Raw genomic sequence first — 19,863 nt, forward strand, 5'->3', positions numbered from 1 at the left:
TCTCCTAAGCTATCGGCTAGTTTTCTTCTAGCATTTTTACAATAAGATTAGCCACTACTTTAGCGCTTTGATCATCAGTGCGTACAGTATAATCGGCGATTTCTTCATACAGAGGATTGCGTTCAGCCGCTAGAGCTTCTAATACTTCACGCGGCTCACCTGTTTGTAATAAAGGACGTTTTTTATCGCGATTAGTACGAGCAAGTTGCTTTTCAATTGTCGTTTCAAGATAAACCACAATACCTCGTGCAGATAAGTAATTACGATTATCTTTGCTCTTAATTGAGCCACCGCCTGTTGCCAGTACGATACCTTGCTCTTGAGTTAAGTCATCGATGACAGTTTCTTCGCGAACGCGGAAACCTTCTTCACCTTCAACATCAAATACCCAACTGATATCTGCACCAGTTCTTTGTTCAATAACCGTATCAGAATCTAAGAACTCCATATGCAGCTGTTGAGCTAGATGTCTACCAATTGTACTTTTGCCGGCACCCATTGGGCCAACAAGAAAAATATTGCGTTTTTCGGCCATGTTTAGCAGTAATTCAACGTTAATTTAATGAAATTGCCATCCGATATTCTATTATGAAGTTTGCTTTATGCGTGCAAAAGCCTCATTAGATATCATTGTGGCACCTAATTCCTCACAGATAATTCGTGATCAGACCCGAAATTATCTAAGTATGGTGCCACTAATGCAACTTTAATTTTGCTTACAATGCATTTATCTTGATTCTTTATTGAACCAGATCGCTTGCAAAGCACCGACCTCACTACTGTAAGACTACTTTTGGTGTCACGAAAATCAATAACTCACTTTTGCCATAATTCTCATAACTACGGCGGAATAGTGCTCCTAAGTATGGGATATCTCCTAATAGTGGCACTTTATCGACGCTGGTTTGTACTGAATGTTGGTAAATACCGCCAAGCACGACCGTCTCACCATTATCAACTAATACTTGAGTACCGATACGCTGGGTATCAATTGCCACCGCTTCACCCTCACCAGTTTTCACCACCGACCCAGGTCTATCCTGAGTCACGCTTAAGTCAAGTACTAAGCGATTATCCGGTGTAATTTGCGGTGTGACTTTTAAGCTTAATACCGCTTTTTTAAAGCTAACTGAAGTCGCGCCACTTGATGCCGCCTCTAAATAAGGAATTTCGGTACCTTGCTCAATATAAGCGGGTTGTTTATTGGTAGTAATCAAACGAGGGCTCGAAATGATTTCTGCTTTTGATTCCGCTTGTAGTGCCGATAACTCTAAATCCAACAAAGTATCAGAGCCTAACTTTGCCACCTGAAAAGCAATGCTCGAAGCATTAGAACTCGTCGCGGCTAAGTTAACATTAAGGAAATCTTCAATACCAACAGTGCTATCACCATTACCAGTAAAATCAATTCCATCCTCGCCATTAGCAATGCCAGCTTGACCAACATTACTTTCTATCGAACCACCGGTTGAAAAAGAGCCATTGGTTTCCGCAACCCCCCAACGAACCCCTAGATCTTGCATATTACCTTCATTAACCGTCACGATGCGCGCTTCAATTTGCACTTGCTTAACAGGAATATCTAATGATTCAACAATACCTTTAATGATGTCGATATTATTTGGCAGATCGCGGATTAGTAATGAGTTTGTTCGCTCATCGACCGTGATATTACCTCGGCTCGATAACATGCTAAGCTCACCTTCACCACCAATTAACTCAGCGATATCAGAGGCTTTAGCAAAATTAACTTGAATCAACTCAGAACTTAAATCCCCAAGTTCTTCTTCCATACGGGCCTGCTCTAAACGTTGTTGTTGCTGTGCATCCAATTCGGCCTTTGGAGCCACTAAAACAACATTACCTTCTACCCTTTTATCTAACCCTTTCACTTGTAGAATGATATCCAGCACTTGCTGCCAAGGTACACCATCTAGACGAAGCGTTAAGTTGCCAGTCACTGAATCTGATACCACGAGGTTAAAGCTATTATAATCAGCGATTAGCTGTAATACGTTCCGCACGGGAATGTCTTGAAAGTTAATCGAAATGACTTTGTTTTCTTTATCTAAGACGGTTTTTTGTTTGGCTACTACCGACTTAGGTTTGGTCTTTACTTCTGTCACGGTAATTTCTAAATTCTTACCTTTCAAACGATAATCATAGGTAAAATCACCAGAAATTAACGCTTGTAGACGAGTGTTGACTTTCTCTCGAAATACCTCAACCGTTTTGACTGCGGTAGAGAAATCTTTCACATCGATCACATACAAATCGTCATCACTGACTTGAGTATGTATTAAATCAATCGTTAACCCTTGAGGGTTTTTCTTAATATCTACCGCTGAGGCGGAAGAGCCTAATTTGACAACAATCACCCCTTCTTTCTCTTTATTTAACCGAAAATCGAGGCCAACAAATTTATTACTCAACTCTTGCTCTAATTGTGTCGCCGAGCTAGAAGTCTTGGAAGAGGTTGTCGCAGCAACGGCGGTTAGTCCAGAAAGAAGTGTACAAGCAATGGTCGACATCAAAATGAATTGGCGAGTCCAAGCTGTCAGCGTTAATCCTTTATGCATAATTTAATACTCAATTATTATCTTCATGTCGTTATGATTACTTCAGCGCTAACTTAACGTTTCGCTGCTGCCAACACCCCAATCCATCTGGGAGTGTCTCTTTGATTAAAATAAATTTCGGGGTCACTTGCGCCACTTTGCCGTTATTCAACCCAATATACTCTCCAGGTTGAACCTTTACTAAAGTACCTTTCGGCGTTTGTACTAAGCCAGAAATATCCCCTTTGCTTCCCATCACTCCTCTGAGATGTAGTTGCTCTAGAGGATACTGTTCAAGTTGGCCCGTTTTACTGCGTAACCCCGGTTGCCAGCAATCTTGTTTCGTCTGAGGCTGATTCGCCACCGCAATAGCAGGTAAACTAAATGGTGATCGTAAACTCATGCCGCTATATTGCGTTGCTTTAAAGCTTTTTTCTGGTTCCAGTTGAGCAATTTCTTTACGTGATTGATTTTCCACTTGAGAAATAAAGTTAGGAATCGAATCATTTGATTGCTGACAACCAACCAATACCAATGCAGAGAGCATCATAAAACTTGGTTTCATCATTGATTATCCTCTGGCTTAAACTGGTAGGTATAAGCACGAACACGGAAGTGCAACGTGCTACTTTCTTGACTCACTCGTTGCCACTCCACGTTGTGTAAGCTGATAATACGTGGCAATTTGGCAATCGCTTCCGAGAACTCTCCAATATCGTCATAAGCACCGGTAAGCTCAATGTTGAGTGGTAAACGATATAGAAACTCTTGTACTTGCTTTTCCCCCCAATCAACGCGGGTAAAGCTCAAATCATTCTTAATACCAATATCGTTTACAGAAGACAGCATACTCGCCAACTCTTTTTGAACAGGTAACTGTTTTAATAAATATTGATAGCGAGTATTCAATTCATCGAGTTGTGCCTGTAGTTGCGGTAGTGCTGCCACTTTAGCCGCTTTAATTCGAATTGAGCTTTTTAGCGTAACTTCTTGTTGTCGAATCTGTTCAAGCTCATCTTGCTGTGGTGATAGATAAAACCAAGCTCCAACAACTTGCAATACAATCACCAATACACCAATCGCCAATAACTGAGGAATTAATGGCCATTCCGGCATGTCTTCAAAATCAAGTTCTCGAAAATCGACCATTACTGACCTCCTTGTTTAGCAATAGTCTGTCCATTATTCGATTGTTCCGGTTGCTCATCTTCAAAGCGAAATGACAACTTAAAACTTTGAAACTTCTTACCAAACAATACCCTGCCAGAAATAATAGAATGCATTTCCACATCAACTAGCCAAGTGGAGTTTTCGAAATTATCTAACATGGTTGCTAAACGAGCAGTACTATCACTCACCCCAGCCATTTCCACTTCTCTGCCACTCATTTTAATTTTGTCGACATAGACGCCTTCTGGAACTAACTCGGGCATAAGATTCATAAAATCCGTAGTTTTATTACGCTCATTTTGTAGCGACTCAACCAACCTTAAACGCGTTAATATCGATTTATGTTTGGCTTCAATTTCTTTTAGATTCACCAACTCTTTATCAAGTTTATTGATATAAGCTTGTAGTTGTTGATTACGACTCTTTTGCTGATCTTTTAAATGATCGATATATAAGCTGGCAAACCATTGCAACATCAATGCGGCCAAGATCCCTAAAACCACCATTCCATAGAAACGTTGCTTATATTGCTGACGCTTTTCTTCACGCCATGGCAGCAGGTTAATATCATGCAACATGCTTTCCTCCTTGCCATTGAATACCGCGAATGGCTAATCCAGCCGCCACGCTAAACGTGCATGCTTCTGATTGAATATTATTTTTCACTTTGCCTTGCAGCAGCTTTAATGGATCGAGTACTTCAACAGCAAGGTCGAGTTTGTCTGATAAATACTCATCAATCGCCGCTAAGGTCGCACCGCCACCAGTGAGCCAAATCCCTTCAATTTTTTGTTGCTGATTAACCGAGCCGTACATACTAAGCTGGCGAGTTAAACGCTCCGCTAACTCGTCAATAAATTTATCTTGCTGATTCAGCTCAACGCTTGGTGAATCATTATCGAGGTTTAATGCCGGAGAAGGCTTGATGTTTTGCGTACCAAAAGGAATATCTTTGTAATAAGCCGGACGATTATTCGGCGCAATACAGAGTGAAGTTTGGCTATGGCCAATATCAACTAACAACCAACTTTGCTTTGTCGGGTCAACCTGAGTTGCTAATTGCCATACTCGAAGTAGACCATGGGCTTGGATATCCATTACCATTGGCTTAAAGCCGGATTTTTTTATCGCATCCATACGACTTTCTATCACTTCTTTGCGAGTAGCATAAACTTGATAGGTCGAAGTCGGTGCTCGCTTTAAAGTATCCGATTCCACTTTGACATAATCCAAGCTTAAATCTTCTACCGGAAAAGGCGATTGCTGGCCAAATACTTGGTAGATAGCAAATTCTTTTTCTCGTTCTTCTAATTCACTATCAATATGCAGAACTTTACTGATTACTGCATTGTCTGGCACGGATAACACAACATTTCTGGCCATCATTGGCAGTTGTTTTTTTAACTCTTTTAATTTTTTGACAATCTCTTGATGATCAAAGGTATGGTTATCTGAAAAAATGGCCTCCGTTGCTGGCACTTCTTTGTAACTCACCAGTTCAAACAGTTCTCCAGCGGGTTTCATAACCACAGCTTTAATACTATGGTGACCAATATCGATGCCCGTGACGAAAGATTTACCCATATTGCTAAGCTCCAGCTAGAGGAATAGTTCCTCAACAAAGGTTGGATGATTAATAAGTACGCTTAACTATCTAGTAAACCGATAAGTTGTTTCACTAACATTCAGATCACTTTTTGAAGTGAAATCCCTTATTGAAATAAAAAGTTAAGAACGCATTTTTTTAGCGATATGCTAATATATGCACCTACTGTACAGGTGTTTATATCGACACATCCTTACTCAATCAGGGAATATCCGGTGAAGTTCATAAAGCCATTGCTCATTTTTTCATTTGTTTGCATGATTCTTGGAGTGACCACAATTTTTGGGTTCTATTACTACCTAAAACCTCAGCTCCCAGACGTTGCAACTTTGAAGAACGTACAACTGCAAACTCCAATGCAAGTCTATAGCCAAGATGGAAAACTAATTGCTCAGTTTGGTGAAAAACGACGCATCCCTCTTAAGCTCGACGATATTCCTCTGCAAATGCAAGAAGCCTTCATCGCAACGGAAGATAGCCGCTATTACCAACACTATGGCATTGACCCGATTGGTATTATGCGTGCTGCTGTCGTAGTGGCAATTTCAGGCTCAGCAAAACAAGGTGCGAGTACGATCACTCAACAGCTTGCGCGTAACTTTTTCTTGTCGAATGACAAAAAGATCATGCGTAAAATCAAAGAAATTTTTATCGCGATCCATATTGAGCAAGTTCTGAATAAACAAGAAATCTTAGAGTTGTACCTCAACAAGATTTATTTGGGATATCGCTCTTATGGTGTAGGTGCTGCCTCTTTGACCTATTTTGGAAAAGAACCTAAAGATCTCACTCTTGGTGAAATGGCAATTATTGCTGGCCTACCAAAAGCACCTTCAACCATGAACCCTATTTATTCCATTGATCGCGCTAAAACTCGTCGTCATGTGGTGTTACTACGCATGCTTGAAGAGAAATATATTACTCAAGAAGAGTTTGATGCTGCTGACGCAGAACCGATTGATGGTAAATATCATGGTGCTCATATTGAAGTGAATGCCCCTTATGTTGCTGAATTAGCACGTGGTTGGGCTGTAAAACATTACGGTGAAGAAGCCTATAGCTCAGGTATGAAGATTTACACTACAGTGAAATCTAACTTGCAAGAAGCCGCTAACCAAGCCGCGATTGGTAACTTACTTAACTATGATGAACGTCATGGCTACCGTGGTGCCGAGGCCGTGGCTTGGAAACCACAAGAGGCCGCCTTCACTCAAAAGCAAATGGATAAGTACCTAAAGGGCAAGCCGACGTTTGGTTTGATCCACCCTGCTCTAGTAACGGGTATTTCTCAACGCTCTGCTACCGTATACATCAAAAACCGTGGTGAACAAACCATTGAATGGGATGGTTTGAAATGGGCACGTAAATACTATAATGATAGACGTCAAGGTCCAGCGCCAACTAAAACGGCTGACATATTAGAAATTGGTCAGCAAATCTGGGTTCGTCCAATGGGTATTTTAGAAGATAAGCCAGCGGAAGAAGAAACGGAAAATGTTTTAGATAAACAAGTAAATTCCAAAGAAGGAACCGTTGACCCAATTGCTAACTCAACCTGGCAGTTAAGCCAAGTGCCAATTGTAAATACTGCATTTGTCGCATTAAACCCTGAAGATGGCGCAGTTCTATCACTGGTTGGTGGTTTTAACTTTGTGCACAGTAAATTTGACCGTGCCACTATGGCGGAGCGTCAAGTGGGTTCAAGTATTAAACCTTTCATCTACTCATCAGCAATAGATAAAGGCTTAACCTTAGCCACCTTAATTAACGACGCTCCGGTTAACCAATGGGATAAAGGCCAAGGTACGGCATGGCGACCTAAAAATTCACCACCAGTGTATTTAGGTCCAACTATGTTACGCCGCGGTTTAGCACAATCGAAAAACGTAATGGCTGTACGTACACTACGCCGTGTTGGCCTAGATAATGTACTAGACTACCTACCTCGTTTTGGTTTCGATCCGGACAAACTTCCGCATTCAGAAACTATCGCACTGGGTGCGGGTAGCTTAACGCCAATCAAAATGGCACAAGGTATTGCAGTATTTGCCAATGGTGGCTACTACGTAGAACCTTACTATATTGATCACGTTAATAGCCCATACGGTGATTTAATTTTCCGTTCAAATCCAACTAAAGTATGCGAAAAAAACTGTTCGCATGAACCTATTGTCATCGATGATCAAGGTACTGAAGAACCACCTAAATACGCTGAAAAAGTCATCTCACCACAAACCGCATTCCTAGTACGTGAAATGATGTACAGCAACATTTGGGGTGGTGGTGTTTGGAGTAACGGTACTGGCTGGAACGGTACAGGTTGGCGTGGACAAGTATTAAAACGCCGCGATATCGGTGGTAAAACTGGTACGACCAACGACTCTGTCGATACTTGGTATAACGGCTATGCTCCAGGCATTGTTGCCAGTACTTGGGTAGGTTTTGATGGTGCTAACCGTCCACTTGGTTATACCTCCGCTAACGCAAACTTCGATCGCAAAGAGCAATATAACGGTGGTGAATCAGGTGCAACAACAGCTCAACCAGCTTGGATTGAGTTTATGAAAATTGCCCTGAAAGATGTACCTGCACAAGAAAAACAATTACCACCAGGAATCATTCGTGTGCGTATTGACCGTGATAGTGGTCTACTCACCGACAAAAATGATAGTTCTTCAATGTGGGAATACTTTAAAACGGGTACTCAACCAACCGAATCTATAGTGGAAGATCAAGGTACCGATCTCTATTCTGAAGATGAAGATGGCGATAGCTTATTCTAATTCTTGGTGTAAACGATCCTATACCCGAAGTAATTGAAATTGCAGTGAGGCGACAAGTGAATGCACTCGATCAACAAAGCTGCAGCGTCAAGTCTGATGGATATAAATAGCAAAAACTCTAAATAGCAAAGAGGCCATCGAATATCGATGGCCTCTTTTTATTCATATTTATTTTATACCGTTTAAAGATTCACAGTCTGCGAGATAAAGTCAGCAAGCTGCTCAAAACGTTTTCTTAATGGTGAACCCGGTCGATAAGCCAGCACAACTTTACGACTAGGCGTAGGGTTGATCGCTTTTAAATAACACACGCCATCTTTAATCTTTTCTTTAGGAACAGACAATTGTGGTAATAAAGTCACACCACCACCCGCTGCTACCATGTTTCGCAAGGTTTCTAAACTGGTCGCTTTAAAACGATCATCATCATTAGCGCCAGCAGCAAAACAAAAGCCTAAAGCTTGATCGCGCAAGCAATGACCATCGCCAAGAGAGAGCACTGTATGGCCTTTTAGTTGCTCCATTTCTAACTCTGTTTTTTCAGCCCATGGGTGCGCTTCAGGTACAGCCATCATTAGCGGCTCATCATATATATCTAGCTCAATAAAAGGCTGAGTCTCCGCCACAGAGGCAAGCACGATACAATCTAAACGCCCTTCTTCTAGCTGTCTCACTAATTGATTGGTTTGTGCTTCATGCAAAAATAACTCGAGATCGGGAAAAGCCTTTTTTAACGGTTGAATAATCAGTGGCAATAAATAAGGCCCAATTGTTGGAATAAAACCAATATGTAACGGCCCACTCATTTCTTTACCTTGTAAACTGGCCATATCAGTAAAAGTTTTCACTTCTGCCAATACGCGCTTTGCTTGAGAGACCAATACCAAACCGGAATCAGTAAATAGGACTCGACGGCTACTACGCTCAAGTAATGAAGTTCCTAGCTCATCTTCCATTTTTCTAATTTGACCACTTAGTGTCGGCTGACTAACAAAGCACGCTTCCGCCGCTTTACGAAAATGTTTATGTTCCGCTAATGCAACTAAATATTCAAAATCTCGGATATTCACACAACAACTCCATAGTAAAAAACTATCAAAACAATAGCACCAAACGATTGGGGCTATCAAAGATTTTTCATAATAATAATCCTAACAAACATACTTCACTGCTTTGAGGCTGCCCCTTTGGCCTCTTTTTTTCAAGGTAAGTAATGAAAAATTTAATCAAACAAATCTCTAGAATCCAAGATGGATGGTATGCCGCTTGCTATTTTTCAAATGACGATCTCAAACAAGACTGGTCGAAAAACGCTGATTGGTAAAAATATAAATGAATAAAAACAAAAAACCCCGTACTTCAAATTTGAATACGGGGCCATCTTAAATTTTAATCACAGGATTCAAATTAAGAAAAAGCAGTGGTATTTATTAAGACTCACGATGGGGACTTAAGTTCCAAACTTTTTCCTTTCACATTCACGTGTTGTCATTGCAGCAAACTACAATACAAACGCCAAACAACACCAGGTAACTCTACTTGTCCTTCACTCGCTAAGCAGTGTTGGTTCAATTGGCCTGCTTTTAACTCTTGTTGAATATCCAATAATACAAAGTGCTCTAATAACTGAGACTGCACTGCTGCAAAGTGTTAATTAATGTCACGCCACCAGAAGCACTCAAAAAGTGTTTACATAAGGTATAAATTAACCCCAAGCCACTAAACTAGCTTGGGGTCGATTATACGTCAAAGACCATACAGGAGTTCGTTGTTTTTCACATAATCCTCATAAATTTATGTATTAAAAACACGCAAAAAAATGTATTAAAATTACCGTTTATTGTTTATTTCTAAGCAACATTTACCTTCATGATCACTTGTTCATTCAAATTAATCTCTAGTGCCACTTCATCACAAGCATGTTGACGAGGACATTGGTCACAGTCTTTTAATACTTTTTCTGGTAACAATGTTTTTGAAGTTGGAATGAAATCTTGCTTCATAAAGAACTCAGGTACGCGAGTTAACACGAATACCTTTTTGATCGCCATTTGACGTGCCTTATCCACCAAGTGTTTGATAATCGCCGCACCTTGGCCTTGTCCTTGCCAGCCTGCTTCAATACCTAATGAACGAATTTCCGCTAGACCAGAATCGTAGACATACAATGAAGCACAACCGGTGACTTCTCCATGATGCTCAGAAACTGCAAACGAACCAATATCACGAATCAATTCATTACGGCTACGTGGTAAGTTCTCACCTAAGCCAGCCCAATACGCCACCATACCTTCAAGCGCATCGATATCGGTTAAACGTGCAGCGCGAACCATCACACCTGAGTTATCACGTTCATCCAAACGTTTCTGCGCTTGAGTCACGGCATAATTCACTTGTTTCGGTGATACGCCGCCTAATGCTGAACGTTTTTCTAGACAAGATTCAATGGTGAGAATGTCATACACATCCGATTCAATCACAGGTGAGAAGGCTTTAAGTTGCTCGAGTGATAACTCTTCGAGTGCACAAGATTGTTCAATCGCACTGACTACCGCCACGCCGACAATATGGTGTGCTTCACGGAATGGAATGCCTTTTGCAACTAAATAGTCAGCTAGCTCGGTTGAGTTCGCATAACCTTGTTTGGCAGCTTCTAGCGTACGCTCACCATTCACTTTAATACCGTCAAAACATAACGCGGCCATTTCCATACAATCGTTCCAAGTATCGAGCGCATCAAACAGCCCTTCCTTGTCTTCTTGCATGTCTTTGTTATACGCCAATGGCAATGCTTTGACTGTCATCATCATCGCCGCAAGAGAACCATAGACACGACCGGTTTTACCACGAATCAACTCAAGTGCATCGGGGTTTTTCTTTTGCGGCATTAAGGATGAACCAGAAGTCACTGTATCAGCCAACTCAATAAAACCAGATTCACCTGAGTTATAGAAAATCATATCTTCTGCAAGACGCGAAAGATGTAGCATGGAAATTGAAGCAATCGACATCAACTCCATTACATGATCACGGTCAGATACCGAATCCAAACTATTACGCGTGGCACGTTGGAAACCTAAATTATGAGCCAATTGCTCACGATCCATAGGATAAGCCGTACCCGCTAAAGCACCAGAACCTAGTGGACAAGTATCAAGACGTTTAATCGCATCATCTAAACGAGAATAATCACGCTCAAACATTTCGACATAAGCCAAACACCAGTGCGCAAAAGTCACAGGTTGAGCGCGTTGCAAGTGCGTATAACCAGGAAGTACCGTGGCTTGATGTTCACGAGCCACCGAGACCATTTGTGATTGCAGGCGGTCGAGCGCCATTAATAGTTGATGACCTTGCTGGCGACACCACAGTTTTAAATCGGTGGCCACTTGGTCGTTACGCGAACGGCCAGTATGAAGCTTTTTACCTAAATCACCGACACGGCTGATCAGTTGCGTTTCTACCCAGCTATGAATATCTTCGGCATCAGACTTTAAAATCTGCTCAGGATCTTCCATTACCGCAAGTTTGAGCTCATTCAAAGCCAGTTCTAGTTTCTGCTGTTCTTGCTCAGTTAATACACCAACCGATAACAAAGATTTAGACCAAGCAATCGACCCCACAATGTCTTGCTCAGCCAATCGGTAGTCAAAGCGCAATGAATCATTGAACTGCTTAAACCGAGTGTCTGCTGCTTGGGTAAATCTTCCGCCCCATAATGCCATTGTGAATCTCCTGCTAATCCATTGTATTTATCGATTTTCGAACACTAGGTTACTCGTTACTAGAGCGCTTCGCTTCTCGATTATCCATGATTTATTATTATATTTAATTTTACTCTTAATCTCTAAATGCTCGTCACTAGGCGTTTCTTTTCCGAGTCACGAGCATTCGAGTTACGATATTCGTATTTATTTCTTCTTCGCTTCATTCAGCGCACGAATGCGGCTTGATAAAGAGTATAAACGAATGAATCCACCAGCGTGACTTTGGTCGTAAACCTCATCATCACCAAAGGTAGCAAATTCTTCTGAATATAAGCTGTTATCAGAACGCTTCTGAGTCACCGTTGCTTGGCCTTTATAAAGCTTGATCACGACTTCACCATTAACATCTTGCGCTAACTCTTCAGTTGCAGCCAATAATGATTTACACAACGGAGTAAACCAACGACCATCGTACACAAGGTGTGACGCTTTTACTGCAAGCTCTTCACGAAATTCAAAAGACGCTTTATCAAGTACTAGTTGCTCAACGGCACGAAGCGCTTCCATCATAATAGTACCTCCTGGTGTTTCATAACAACCACGAGACTTCATGCCTACTAAACGGTTCTCAACGATATCAATACGACCAACGCCGTGCTTCACGCCTTTTTCATTTAGCGCAACCAAAGCTTGATAAGGAGACAGAGCTTGGCCGTCGACTTCAACGACTGCGCCTTTTTCAACTTTTAGCGTTACGTATTCAGCTTGGTCTGGTGCTTGTTCAGGATCCACTGTCCATGCCCAGCAATCATCATTTGGTGCATTCCAAGTATCTTCTAACACGCCACCTTCAGTTGAGATGTGCCATGCGTTGGCATCACGTGAGTAGATCTTAGTTAGAGAAGCAGTACAAGGAATATTACGTTCAGCGAGATAGTCTAAACATTCTTCACGGCTGACGAGATCCCACTCACGCCAAGGCGCAATCACATGTAGGTCAGGAGCAAGAGCCGCAAACGCACCTTCAAAACGAACCTGGTCATTACCTTTACCAGTACAACCGTGACATAGCGCATCTGCGCCAACTTTACGTGCCACTTCTACTTGCGCTTTCGCAATGATTGGACGCGCCATTGAAGTACCGAGTAAGTATTTACCTTCATAGTAAGCACCGGTTTTTAGCGTTGGGTAGATGTAATCGGCAACCATCTCTTCTTTAAGGTCTGCGATATAACATTCAGATGCCCCTGATGCGATGGCTTTTTCTTCAATACCCACTAATTCTTCATCACCTTGACCGACATCGGCCACAAAGGCAACAACTTCACAATCGTAATTTTCTTTTAACCATGGAATGATCACTGAAGTATCTAATCCACCCGAATATGCGACAACTACTTTGTTAATACTTGCTTTATCGACGCTTAATTTAGCCATATTACTTCTCCAAAATTTATTTTATAGCCTTCCTTGGAATCATGTTTGGGTGAATTCCGTGGATAATTTATTGTTACTTCTCCCCCCTCATTGAGGCAAGAAACGTGTTCCTATACTTTGACCAGCAAAAAGTTGAGTTAACTTTTCAGGCTTTTTCCAACCGGCCACTTCAATCGCTCGACCAAGTTGATTGGCCGCTTCTAAAGCCGCTTGTACTTTTACTATCATGCCATCAGTGATCACTTGTTGCTCAATCAGTTGATCAACTTGTGATTGGTCTAATTGTGAAATAAGTTGCTTATCCGCATCGAGTACGCCTGCAACATCGGAAAGTAGTGCTAACTCGGCGCCAAGTGAAGTAGCAACCGCAACTGCAGCCTGATCAGCATTGACATTCATCAACTGTCCTTCAGCCGTAATGCCAATTGAGCTGATAATAGGTAACACATTGGTTGCTAATATTGATTTCAACACTGTGCCATCACCAGCGGACGCTTCACCGACCGCCCCGAGTTCATCGGATAACTGAGTTACTTGACATAAGCCACCATCCGCAAGACTCAGGCCAACGGATTTCAAACCAAGCTTCATCGCTTGCCCTTGCAATAGTTTATTCGCCGTTCCCGCTAGCGCCCCTGCGATATAATCAATTTGGTCAAAAGGCGTGACGCGTAAGCCACCTTTTTTCACCGTTTCAAATTGCAGTTTTGCCATCAACTCATCCACCAAATAGCCACCACCATGTACGATGACGATTTGACGTTGTACATCTTTTTGATATTGCTGAATTGCACCAAATAATTTAGCCAAAGTATCCAAATCGGATAATACTGCACCACCTAATTTGATCACTAAAGGAGCCATGGTCATTATCCTTACACTAAAGCCGTCATTTCAGGGAAGCCGAAACGAATATTCAAACATTGCATCGCTTGGCTTGATGCGCCTTTCAATAGGTTATCAATCGCAGAAACCACAATAAGATGCTGACCTTGACGCTTCCATCCAATATCGCAAAACGGCGTGTTTTCGACATTTTGCAAACGAGGTATATCAGAAAGTAAACGAACCGCAGGCTTACCTTGATAAGCGCCATTAAAGGCTTGTTCAATTTGCTCGTCAGTCACATCATCAGAGGCTAACTTCATAGTAATAGTAGCTAAAATACCTCGCTTAAAGTTGCCAAGATGCGGGGTAAAGATAACATCACAACCTAAATGCGAGGCAATTTCAGGTTGGTGACGATGTGTGAATACCCCATAAGGTTGCAAGCTCACTTCACAAAAACTGTTGGTCATTGAAGCTTTTCGACCTGCTCCTGTCACGCCACTCGTAGCATTGATTACTGGCCATTGGTTTAAATCGAGAAGTTGTGATTCGATAAGTGGTTTCATCGCCAGTTGAGATGCAGTTGGATAGCAACCAGGAACAGCGATTAATTGTGCTTGTTCAACTTGAGATGCATTCCATTCTACTAAGCCGTAAGCCGCCTGATCTAACCACTGAGATTCTGTATGCTCAAAGCCATAATATTGAGGATAGAAACCCTCCGCTTTAACTCGGTAAGCACCGGATAAATCGAAAACAACACAATCATTAGCAAGAAAAGTCGGCGCGAGATCGTGGCTAACTTCGTGAGCGGTGGCAAGAAAGACCACATCACACTGTTGCGCGACTTCTTGAGGTGAGGTTAGCGGTTGCACAGCAAGATCAACCTGCCCATGTAATTTTCCATGTAATTGAGAAATAGGTTTGCCAGCATCGACACTATTTTCTGATACATATAAACCAGATAAAGTCAGTTCAGGGTGCTTGTCGACCATCAAGGCCAACTCTGCACCAGTGTAACCACTTGCTCCAATAATGACTGTTTTTAGCATACTCACCTATCCGTTTGTTTTGTGTTGCTTGCTTTGCGCGATATTTATATTTGTTTAAGTAGAATTCGTTAAGTCACTGAACTATTTCATGCTGAAAATAAATCTTTACCAAGCGTAAAAATATGACTATCCACTCTAAAAAAACCTTATTATTTGATTTTTTATTCACAAATAATGATTTAATATGTGTTTTATCGTTTTATAAGCTTCTTGTCAATAGCCCGGTTATCAACCACAATGGCTTTTATCATTAGCATACAGGCAAAGCCATCACACGAAATGGAGTTTTTATGGGCACACCTCAATTTTTAGATGTTTATCGCGGATTGATCTCGACCTCTTCAATTAGTGCTACCGACCCTACTTGGGATGAAGGGAATTCCGAAGTGATCGCCAAGCTCGCGCAATGGTTAAAAGATCTCGACTTTGCTGTTGAGGTAATTGAAGTTGCGCCGGGCAAACACAACATGATCGCTAAAAAAGGCCAAGGTGAAGGTGGGCTATTGCTGTCTGGTCACTCTGATACCGTGCCTTTTGATGAAGGTCGTTGGAACTTTGACCCACACGTCTTAACCGAACATAACAATCGATTCTACGGATTAGGCACTGCGGACATGAAAGGTTTTTTCGCCTTTATTATTGAGGCGGTCAAAAAAATCGATTGGTCAAACCAAACAAAACCCCTTTATATTCTGGCAACCTGCGATGAAGAAACGAGCATGCTGGGGGCCCGCCACTTTACAGAATCATGCTTAAATGGCGACGCGCCGTATAAGCCGGACTATTGCATCATTGGTGAGCCAACAAGTCTCAAGCCTATTCGTGCACATAAAGGCCATGTCGCCAATGCAATTCGAGTTACCGGACACTCTGGTCACTCATCCAACCCGGCACTCGGCGTGAATGCGATTGAAATTATGCATGAGGTACTGTTCGCATTAATGCAGCTACGTAACCAGCTAATTCAAGAATATCATCACCCAGGCTTTGAAATTCCAACTCCAACGTTAAACCTCGGCCATATACATGGTGGCGACAGTGCAAACCGAATTTGTGGTTGTTGTGAATTACATTATGATGTTCGCCCACTACCGGGGATCAGCTTAGACGGCTTAAATAACATGTTGCAAGCGGCGCTTAAAGAAGTACAAGCCAAATGGCCAGAACGTATTGAGATAAAACCGCTACACGAGCCCATTGCAGGCTATGAATGCCAACATGATCACCCTTTCATCAAAACGATGGAAGCGTTGGCTCAAATTCCATCAGAAACGGTTAACTACTGTACTGAAGCACCTTTCTTACAAGAAGTTTGCCCAACATTGGTTATGGGGCCGGGGTCAATTGACCAAGCCCACCAACCGGATGAATTTTTAGCCTTTGAGTTTATCGATCCTACAATCAATATTTTATCTAAGTCGATACGTCATTATTGTTTTAAATAGAGAAGTGTTTTAAATAAACAGATGTTTTGCATAAGCAATTACTTTGGGAAAAGAAAAAAGCACCTAGAGTAAATTGGATACAATCTGACAAGTTGAAATAATGAATCATGCCGCATTCAAATCATTAGGATGCGGCCGAAACAATCGAATATGGTATAAGTAACAAAGGCTTCACACTGCAACTAAAACAGCTTTACCCATTCATTGATAACTGATTTAGGCCAATGATATTTGTATTATTGTTTCATGAAGGCGGCAAATATTTGACTCAGTGCAAATATTTTCGATAGATTGTAGTGATTATACTAATCGCAACGAGCCACTAATCTCCATAGTTTGTTGAAAACCTCACTAACAGTATGGTGAATTTTGTTTCTATAACAAAGACTAACAACAACTTCATGCTTTGTTACCAAGTTTTTCCTATACAAACTTAGACGACAAGCTCATATTGTGATGAATATAAAAAATTAAATGGATGTAATTAAATTACAAGGTGAAACGACGATGAATGAAAAATATGCCGCTTTAACGGGCAATGTTCGCATGCTCGGAGACTTACTCGGCGCAACCATTCAAGAAGCTCATGGTGATGCCATTCTTGATAAAGTTGAAACCATTCGTAAGCTTTCCAAATCAGCACGTGCTGGTAGTCAGGAAGACCGCGAAAGCTTAATCGAAGAAATAAAAAACCTACCTAACGAACAGCTCACACCTGTTGCACATGCTTTCAGCCAATTTCTTAACTTAACTAATATTGCAGAGCAATTTCATACTATTTCTCGACACTGTGAAGAACAAGTATGTGAACCTGATGCAATCAACACTTTATTTAGTAAGTTAGCGTCTAATGACATCAGCAAAAAAGACGCCGCGCAAGCAATCAAAGAACTGAATATCGAATTGGTGCTAACCGCCCACCCGACAGAAATTGCTCGTCGCACAATGATCAATAAATTGGTCAAAATTAATAAGTGCTTATCGCAATTAGAACATGGTGATCTTTCTACTCGTGAACGTCTGAAAGCCGAGCGTCGCTTAGAAGGTTTGATTGCGCAATCTTGGCATTCTGATGTTATTCGTCAACAACGTCCAACACCTCTCGATGAAGCCAAATGGGGCTTTGCCGTTGTTGAAAACTCATTATGGCAAGCTGTACCTGAGTTCTTACGTGAATTCAATGACCGGGTGAAGAACTTCACCGGAGAATCACTTCCTATTGATGCTAGACCTGTACATTTTTCATCTTGGATGGGCGGGGATCGTGATGGTAACCCAAATGTTACTCACCCAATTACCGCTGAAGTATTGCTATTGTCTCGCTGGAAAGCAGCTGATTTATATCTAACCGATATTCAAGAGTTGATTACCGAGCTGTCAATGACAGCTTGTAATGATACGGTGCGTGAATTATCTGGCGAAGAGCATGAACCATACCGTGCCATTCTGAAACGCTTACGTACTCTATTAAATAATACTTGCACCGTACTAGATGCACGCATCAATGGTACTGAAGTCCCTAACCTGCCAATTCTAGAACGTGTTGAGCAACTTTGGGACCCACTACTCGCGTGTTACCAGTCTCTATACGAATGTGGCATGAGCATCATAGCAGAAGGCTCACTACTCGATTCTTTACGTCGTGTGAAAGCATTTGGTATTCACCTAGTCCGTTTAGATATTCGTCAAGAAAGTACTCGTCACTCAGATGTGATCACTGAAATGACCCGCTTCCTAGAAATTGGTGAATACGACCAATGGAACGAAGATGAAAAAGTTCAGTTTTTAATTAAAGAACTTAGCTCAAAACGCCCACTATTGCCGCGTAATTGGGAACCGTCACCTGAAGTACAAGAAGTGCTCGATACTTGCCGTGTCATGGCAGAGCACCCTCGTGAAGCATTTGGCGCTTATGTTATTTCCATGGCACGTACTGCTTCAGACGTACTTGCGGTACACCTCATCTTGCAAGAAGCGGGCTGTAAATTCCGCATGGATGTTTGTCCATTATTCGAAACCTTAGATGACTTGAACAATTCTGAAACGGTAATGAAGCAATTGTTCTCACTAGACTGGTACCGTAACTTTATCAACAACCACCAAATGGTGATGATTGGTTACTCTGACTCAGCCAAAGATGCCGGTGTAATGGCAGCAGGTTGGGCACAGTACGATGCGATGGATAAACTGGTTAAAGTTTCAGATGCAGAAGGCATCGACTTAACACTATTCCACGGCCGTGGCGGTACGGTAGGTCGTGGTGGTGCACCAGCGCATGCCGCACTCCTTTCCCAACCCCCTCGAAGCTTAAAAGGTGGCTTACGCGTAACCGAACAAGGTGAGATGATCCGCTTTAAACTAGGTTTGCCTGATGTTGCGGTAAATAGCTTCAGCCTTTACGCGAGCGCAATCCTAGAAGCCAATCTATTACCGCCACCAGAACCAAAACCAGAATGGCGTGAAATGATGCATACGCTTTCTAATGTGTCTTGTGAAGCTTATCGCTCAGTCGTTCGTGGCGAACCAGATTTTGTTCCTTATTTCCGTGCCGCAACACCTGAACTAGAGCTAGGTAAATTGCCTTTAGGTTCACGTCCATCTAAACGTAACCCACATGGCGGTGTTGAAAGCTTACGTGCTATTCCATGGATTTTCTCATGGAGCCAAAACCGCTTAGTATTACCAGCATGGCTAGGTGCTGGTGAAGCGATTCAACATGCGATTGAGCAAGGCCACCAACCAATGCTTGAAGACATGTGTCGTGAATGGCCATTCTTCTCAACACGACTTGGTATGCTAGAAATGGTGTACTCGAAGTGTAATATTGATATTTCACGTTACTACGATCATCGCCTAACCGATGAGTCTCTATGGCCTCTTGGTGAGCGTTTGCGTGAACAGTTGCAAAAAGATATTGTGACAGTTCTAAACGTTGAAAATAACGAGAACTTGATGCAAAGCGACCCTTGGGGCTTAGAGTCAATCCGTCTACGTAACATCTACATTGAGCCATTGAACATGCTACAAGCCGAGTTGTTATACCGTACTCGTAAAACTGAAAACCCATCTTCAGAACTTGAAGAAGCGTTAATGTTGACGATTGCTGGTATCGCAGCAGGTATGCGTAACACAGGTTAATACGCTTAATTAGTTACCGAATATGATTTAAATATAAGAAGCTGTACTTACTTTGTTAAGTGCAGCTTCTTTTTTGTTTTGAACTGGCTTACAGAAGATTAATTTTTTCACCAGTACATAAATGAATAAAATTACGCTA

The 19,863-nt window shown here is 41.9% G+C and carries 15 protein-coding genes; 3 read left to right on the forward strand and 12 right to left on the reverse strand.

What is annotated here, in order from left to right; all coding sequences use genetic code 11:
* Positions 1-16: 16 nt before the first annotated feature.
* From aroK to pilM, 6 genes are all read right to left on the reverse strand, one after another.
* Positions 17-535, reverse strand: coding sequence for a shikimate kinase AroK (aroK, locus tag ACN0T8_RS09410; RefSeq protein ID WP_417880361.1), 519 nt, complete (start codon positions 533-535; stop codon positions 17-19).
* Between the two features lie 241 nt (positions 536-776).
* Positions 777-2,531 (reverse strand): type IV pilus secretin PilQ, encoded by a 1,755-nt coding sequence (locus ACN0T8_RS09415; RefSeq protein WP_417880445.1) that lies wholly within the window; start codon positions 2,529-2,531, stop codon positions 777-779.
* 85 nt (positions 2,532-2,616) lie between these two features.
* Entirely contained in the window at positions 2,617-3,126 is a 510-nt protein-coding gene (locus ACN0T8_RS09420) for a pilus assembly protein PilP (protein ID WP_417880362.1), read from the reverse strand.
* Positions 3,123-3,707 (reverse strand): type 4a pilus biogenesis protein PilO, encoded by a 585-nt coding sequence (locus tag ACN0T8_RS09425; protein ID WP_417880363.1) that lies wholly within the window; start codon positions 3,705-3,707, stop codon positions 3,123-3,125. The genes ACN0T8_RS09420 and ACN0T8_RS09425 overlap by 4 nt, the downstream gene beginning before the upstream one ends.
* Entirely contained in the window at positions 3,707-4,306 is a 600-nt protein-coding gene (locus ACN0T8_RS09430; protein WP_417880364.1) for a PilN domain-containing protein, read from the reverse strand. Before ACN0T8_RS09430 ends, ACN0T8_RS09425 begins: the two co-directional genes overlap by 1 nt.
* On the reverse strand, positions 4,296-5,312 hold the full coding sequence (pilM, locus tag ACN0T8_RS09435; RefSeq protein ID WP_417880365.1) for a type IV pilus assembly protein PilM: 1,017 nt from the start codon (positions 5,310-5,312) through the stop codon (positions 4,296-4,298). The genes ACN0T8_RS09430 and pilM overlap by 11 nt, the downstream gene beginning before the upstream one ends.
* 237 nt (positions 5,313-5,549) lie before the next feature.
* On the opposite strand from pilM, the gene ACN0T8_RS09440 reads away from it, so the two are divergent.
* Entirely contained in the window at positions 5,550-8,117 is a 2,568-nt protein-coding gene (locus tag ACN0T8_RS09440) for a penicillin-binding protein 1A (RefSeq protein ID WP_417880366.1), read from the forward strand.
* 182 nt (positions 8,118-8,299) lie between these two features.
* Here the strand turns inward: ACN0T8_RS09440 and oxyR are convergent, their stop codons facing one another.
* From oxyR to argC, 6 genes are all read right to left on the reverse strand, one after another.
* Complete coding sequence (gene oxyR / locus ACN0T8_RS09445) at positions 8,300-9,187, reverse strand: DNA-binding transcriptional regulator OxyR (RefSeq protein WP_417880367.1); 888 nt, start codon at positions 9,185-9,187, stop codon at positions 8,300-8,302.
* Positions 9,188-9,605: 418 nt separating this feature from the next.
* On the reverse strand, positions 9,606-9,755 hold the full coding sequence (locus tag ACN0T8_RS09450) for a hypothetical protein (RefSeq protein WP_417880368.1): 150 nt from the start codon (positions 9,753-9,755) through the stop codon (positions 9,606-9,608).
* 212 nt (positions 9,756-9,967) lie between these two features.
* Positions 9,968-11,842: an argininosuccinate lyase gene (gene argH, locus ACN0T8_RS09455; RefSeq protein ID WP_417880369.1), complete on the reverse strand. Its 1,875-nt coding sequence runs from the start codon at positions 11,840-11,842 to the stop codon at positions 9,968-9,970.
* A gap of 186 nt (positions 11,843-12,028) precedes the next feature.
* Positions 12,029-13,261: an argininosuccinate synthase gene (locus ACN0T8_RS09460; protein ID WP_417880371.1), complete on the reverse strand. Its 1,233-nt coding sequence runs from the start codon at positions 13,259-13,261 to the stop codon at positions 12,029-12,031.
* 87 nt (positions 13,262-13,348) lie between these two features.
* Entirely contained in the window at positions 13,349-14,131 is a 783-nt protein-coding gene (gene argB / locus ACN0T8_RS09465; protein WP_417880372.1) for an acetylglutamate kinase, read from the reverse strand.
* A 5-nt stretch (positions 14,132-14,136) separates the two neighbouring features.
* Complete coding sequence (gene argC, locus ACN0T8_RS09470) at positions 14,137-15,141, reverse strand: N-acetyl-gamma-glutamyl-phosphate reductase (RefSeq protein ID WP_417880373.1); 1,005 nt, start codon at positions 15,139-15,141, stop codon at positions 14,137-14,139.
* A 290-nt stretch (positions 15,142-15,431) separates the two neighbouring features.
* On the opposite strand from argC, the gene argE reads away from it, so the two are divergent.
* A complete protein-coding gene (gene argE, locus ACN0T8_RS09475; protein WP_417880374.1) occupies positions 15,432-16,586 on the forward strand; it encodes an acetylornithine deacetylase in 1,155 nt (384 codons plus the stop codon).
* Between the two features lie 507 nt (positions 16,587-17,093).
* Positions 17,094-19,724: a phosphoenolpyruvate carboxylase gene (gene ppc, locus ACN0T8_RS09480; RefSeq protein ID WP_417880375.1), complete on the forward strand. Its 2,631-nt coding sequence runs from the start codon at positions 17,094-17,096 to the stop codon at positions 19,722-19,724.
* Positions 19,725-19,863 lie beyond the last annotated feature (139 nt).

This window comes from Vibrio sp., from assembly GCF_048266485.1.
GTDB lineage: Bacteria > Pseudomonadota > Gammaproteobacteria > Enterobacterales > Vibrionaceae > Vibrio.

Bases quoted from the DNA above. Each gene is read 5' to 3' on its own strand.
- aroK (WP_417880361.1), bottom strand. From the start codon at position 535: ATGGCCGAAAAACGCAATATTTTTCTTGTTGGCCCAATGGGTGCCGGC.
- ACN0T8_RS09415 (WP_417880445.1), bottom strand. From the start codon at position 2,531: ATGTCGACCATTGCTTGTACACTTCTTTCTGGACTAACCGCCGTTGCT.
- ACN0T8_RS09420 (WP_417880362.1), bottom strand. From the start codon at position 3,126: ATGATGAAACCAAGTTTTATGATGCTCTCTGCATTGGTATTGGTTGGT.
- ACN0T8_RS09425 (WP_417880363.1), bottom strand. From the start codon at position 3,707: ATGGTCGATTTTCGAGAACTTGATTTTGAAGACATGCCGGAATGGCCA.
- ACN0T8_RS09430 (WP_417880364.1), bottom strand. From the start codon at position 4,306: ATGTTGCATGATATTAACCTGCTGCCATGGCGTGAAGAAAAGCGTCAG.
- pilM (WP_417880365.1), bottom strand. From the start codon at position 5,312: ATGGGTAAATCTTTCGTCACGGGCATCGATATTGGTCACCATAGTATT.
- argH (WP_417880369.1), bottom strand. From the start codon at position 11,842: ATGGCATTATGGGGCGGAAGATTTACCCAAGCAGCAGACACTCGGTTT.
- ACN0T8_RS09460 (WP_417880371.1), bottom strand. From the start codon at position 13,261: ATGGCTAAATTAAGCGTCGATAAAGCAAGTATTAACAAAGTAGTTGTC.
- argB (WP_417880372.1), bottom strand. From the start codon at position 14,131: ATGACCATGGCTCCTTTAGTGATCAAATTAGGTGGTGCAGTATTATCC.
- argC (WP_417880373.1), bottom strand. From the start codon at position 15,141: ATGCTAAAAACAGTCATTATTGGAGCAAGTGGTTACACTGGTGCAGAG.
- argE (WP_417880374.1), top strand. From the start codon at position 15,432: ATGGGCACACCTCAATTTTTAGATGTTTATCGCGGATTGATCTCGACC.
- ppc (WP_417880375.1), top strand. From the start codon at position 17,094: ATGAATGAAAAATATGCCGCTTTAACGGGCAATGTTCGCATGCTCGGA.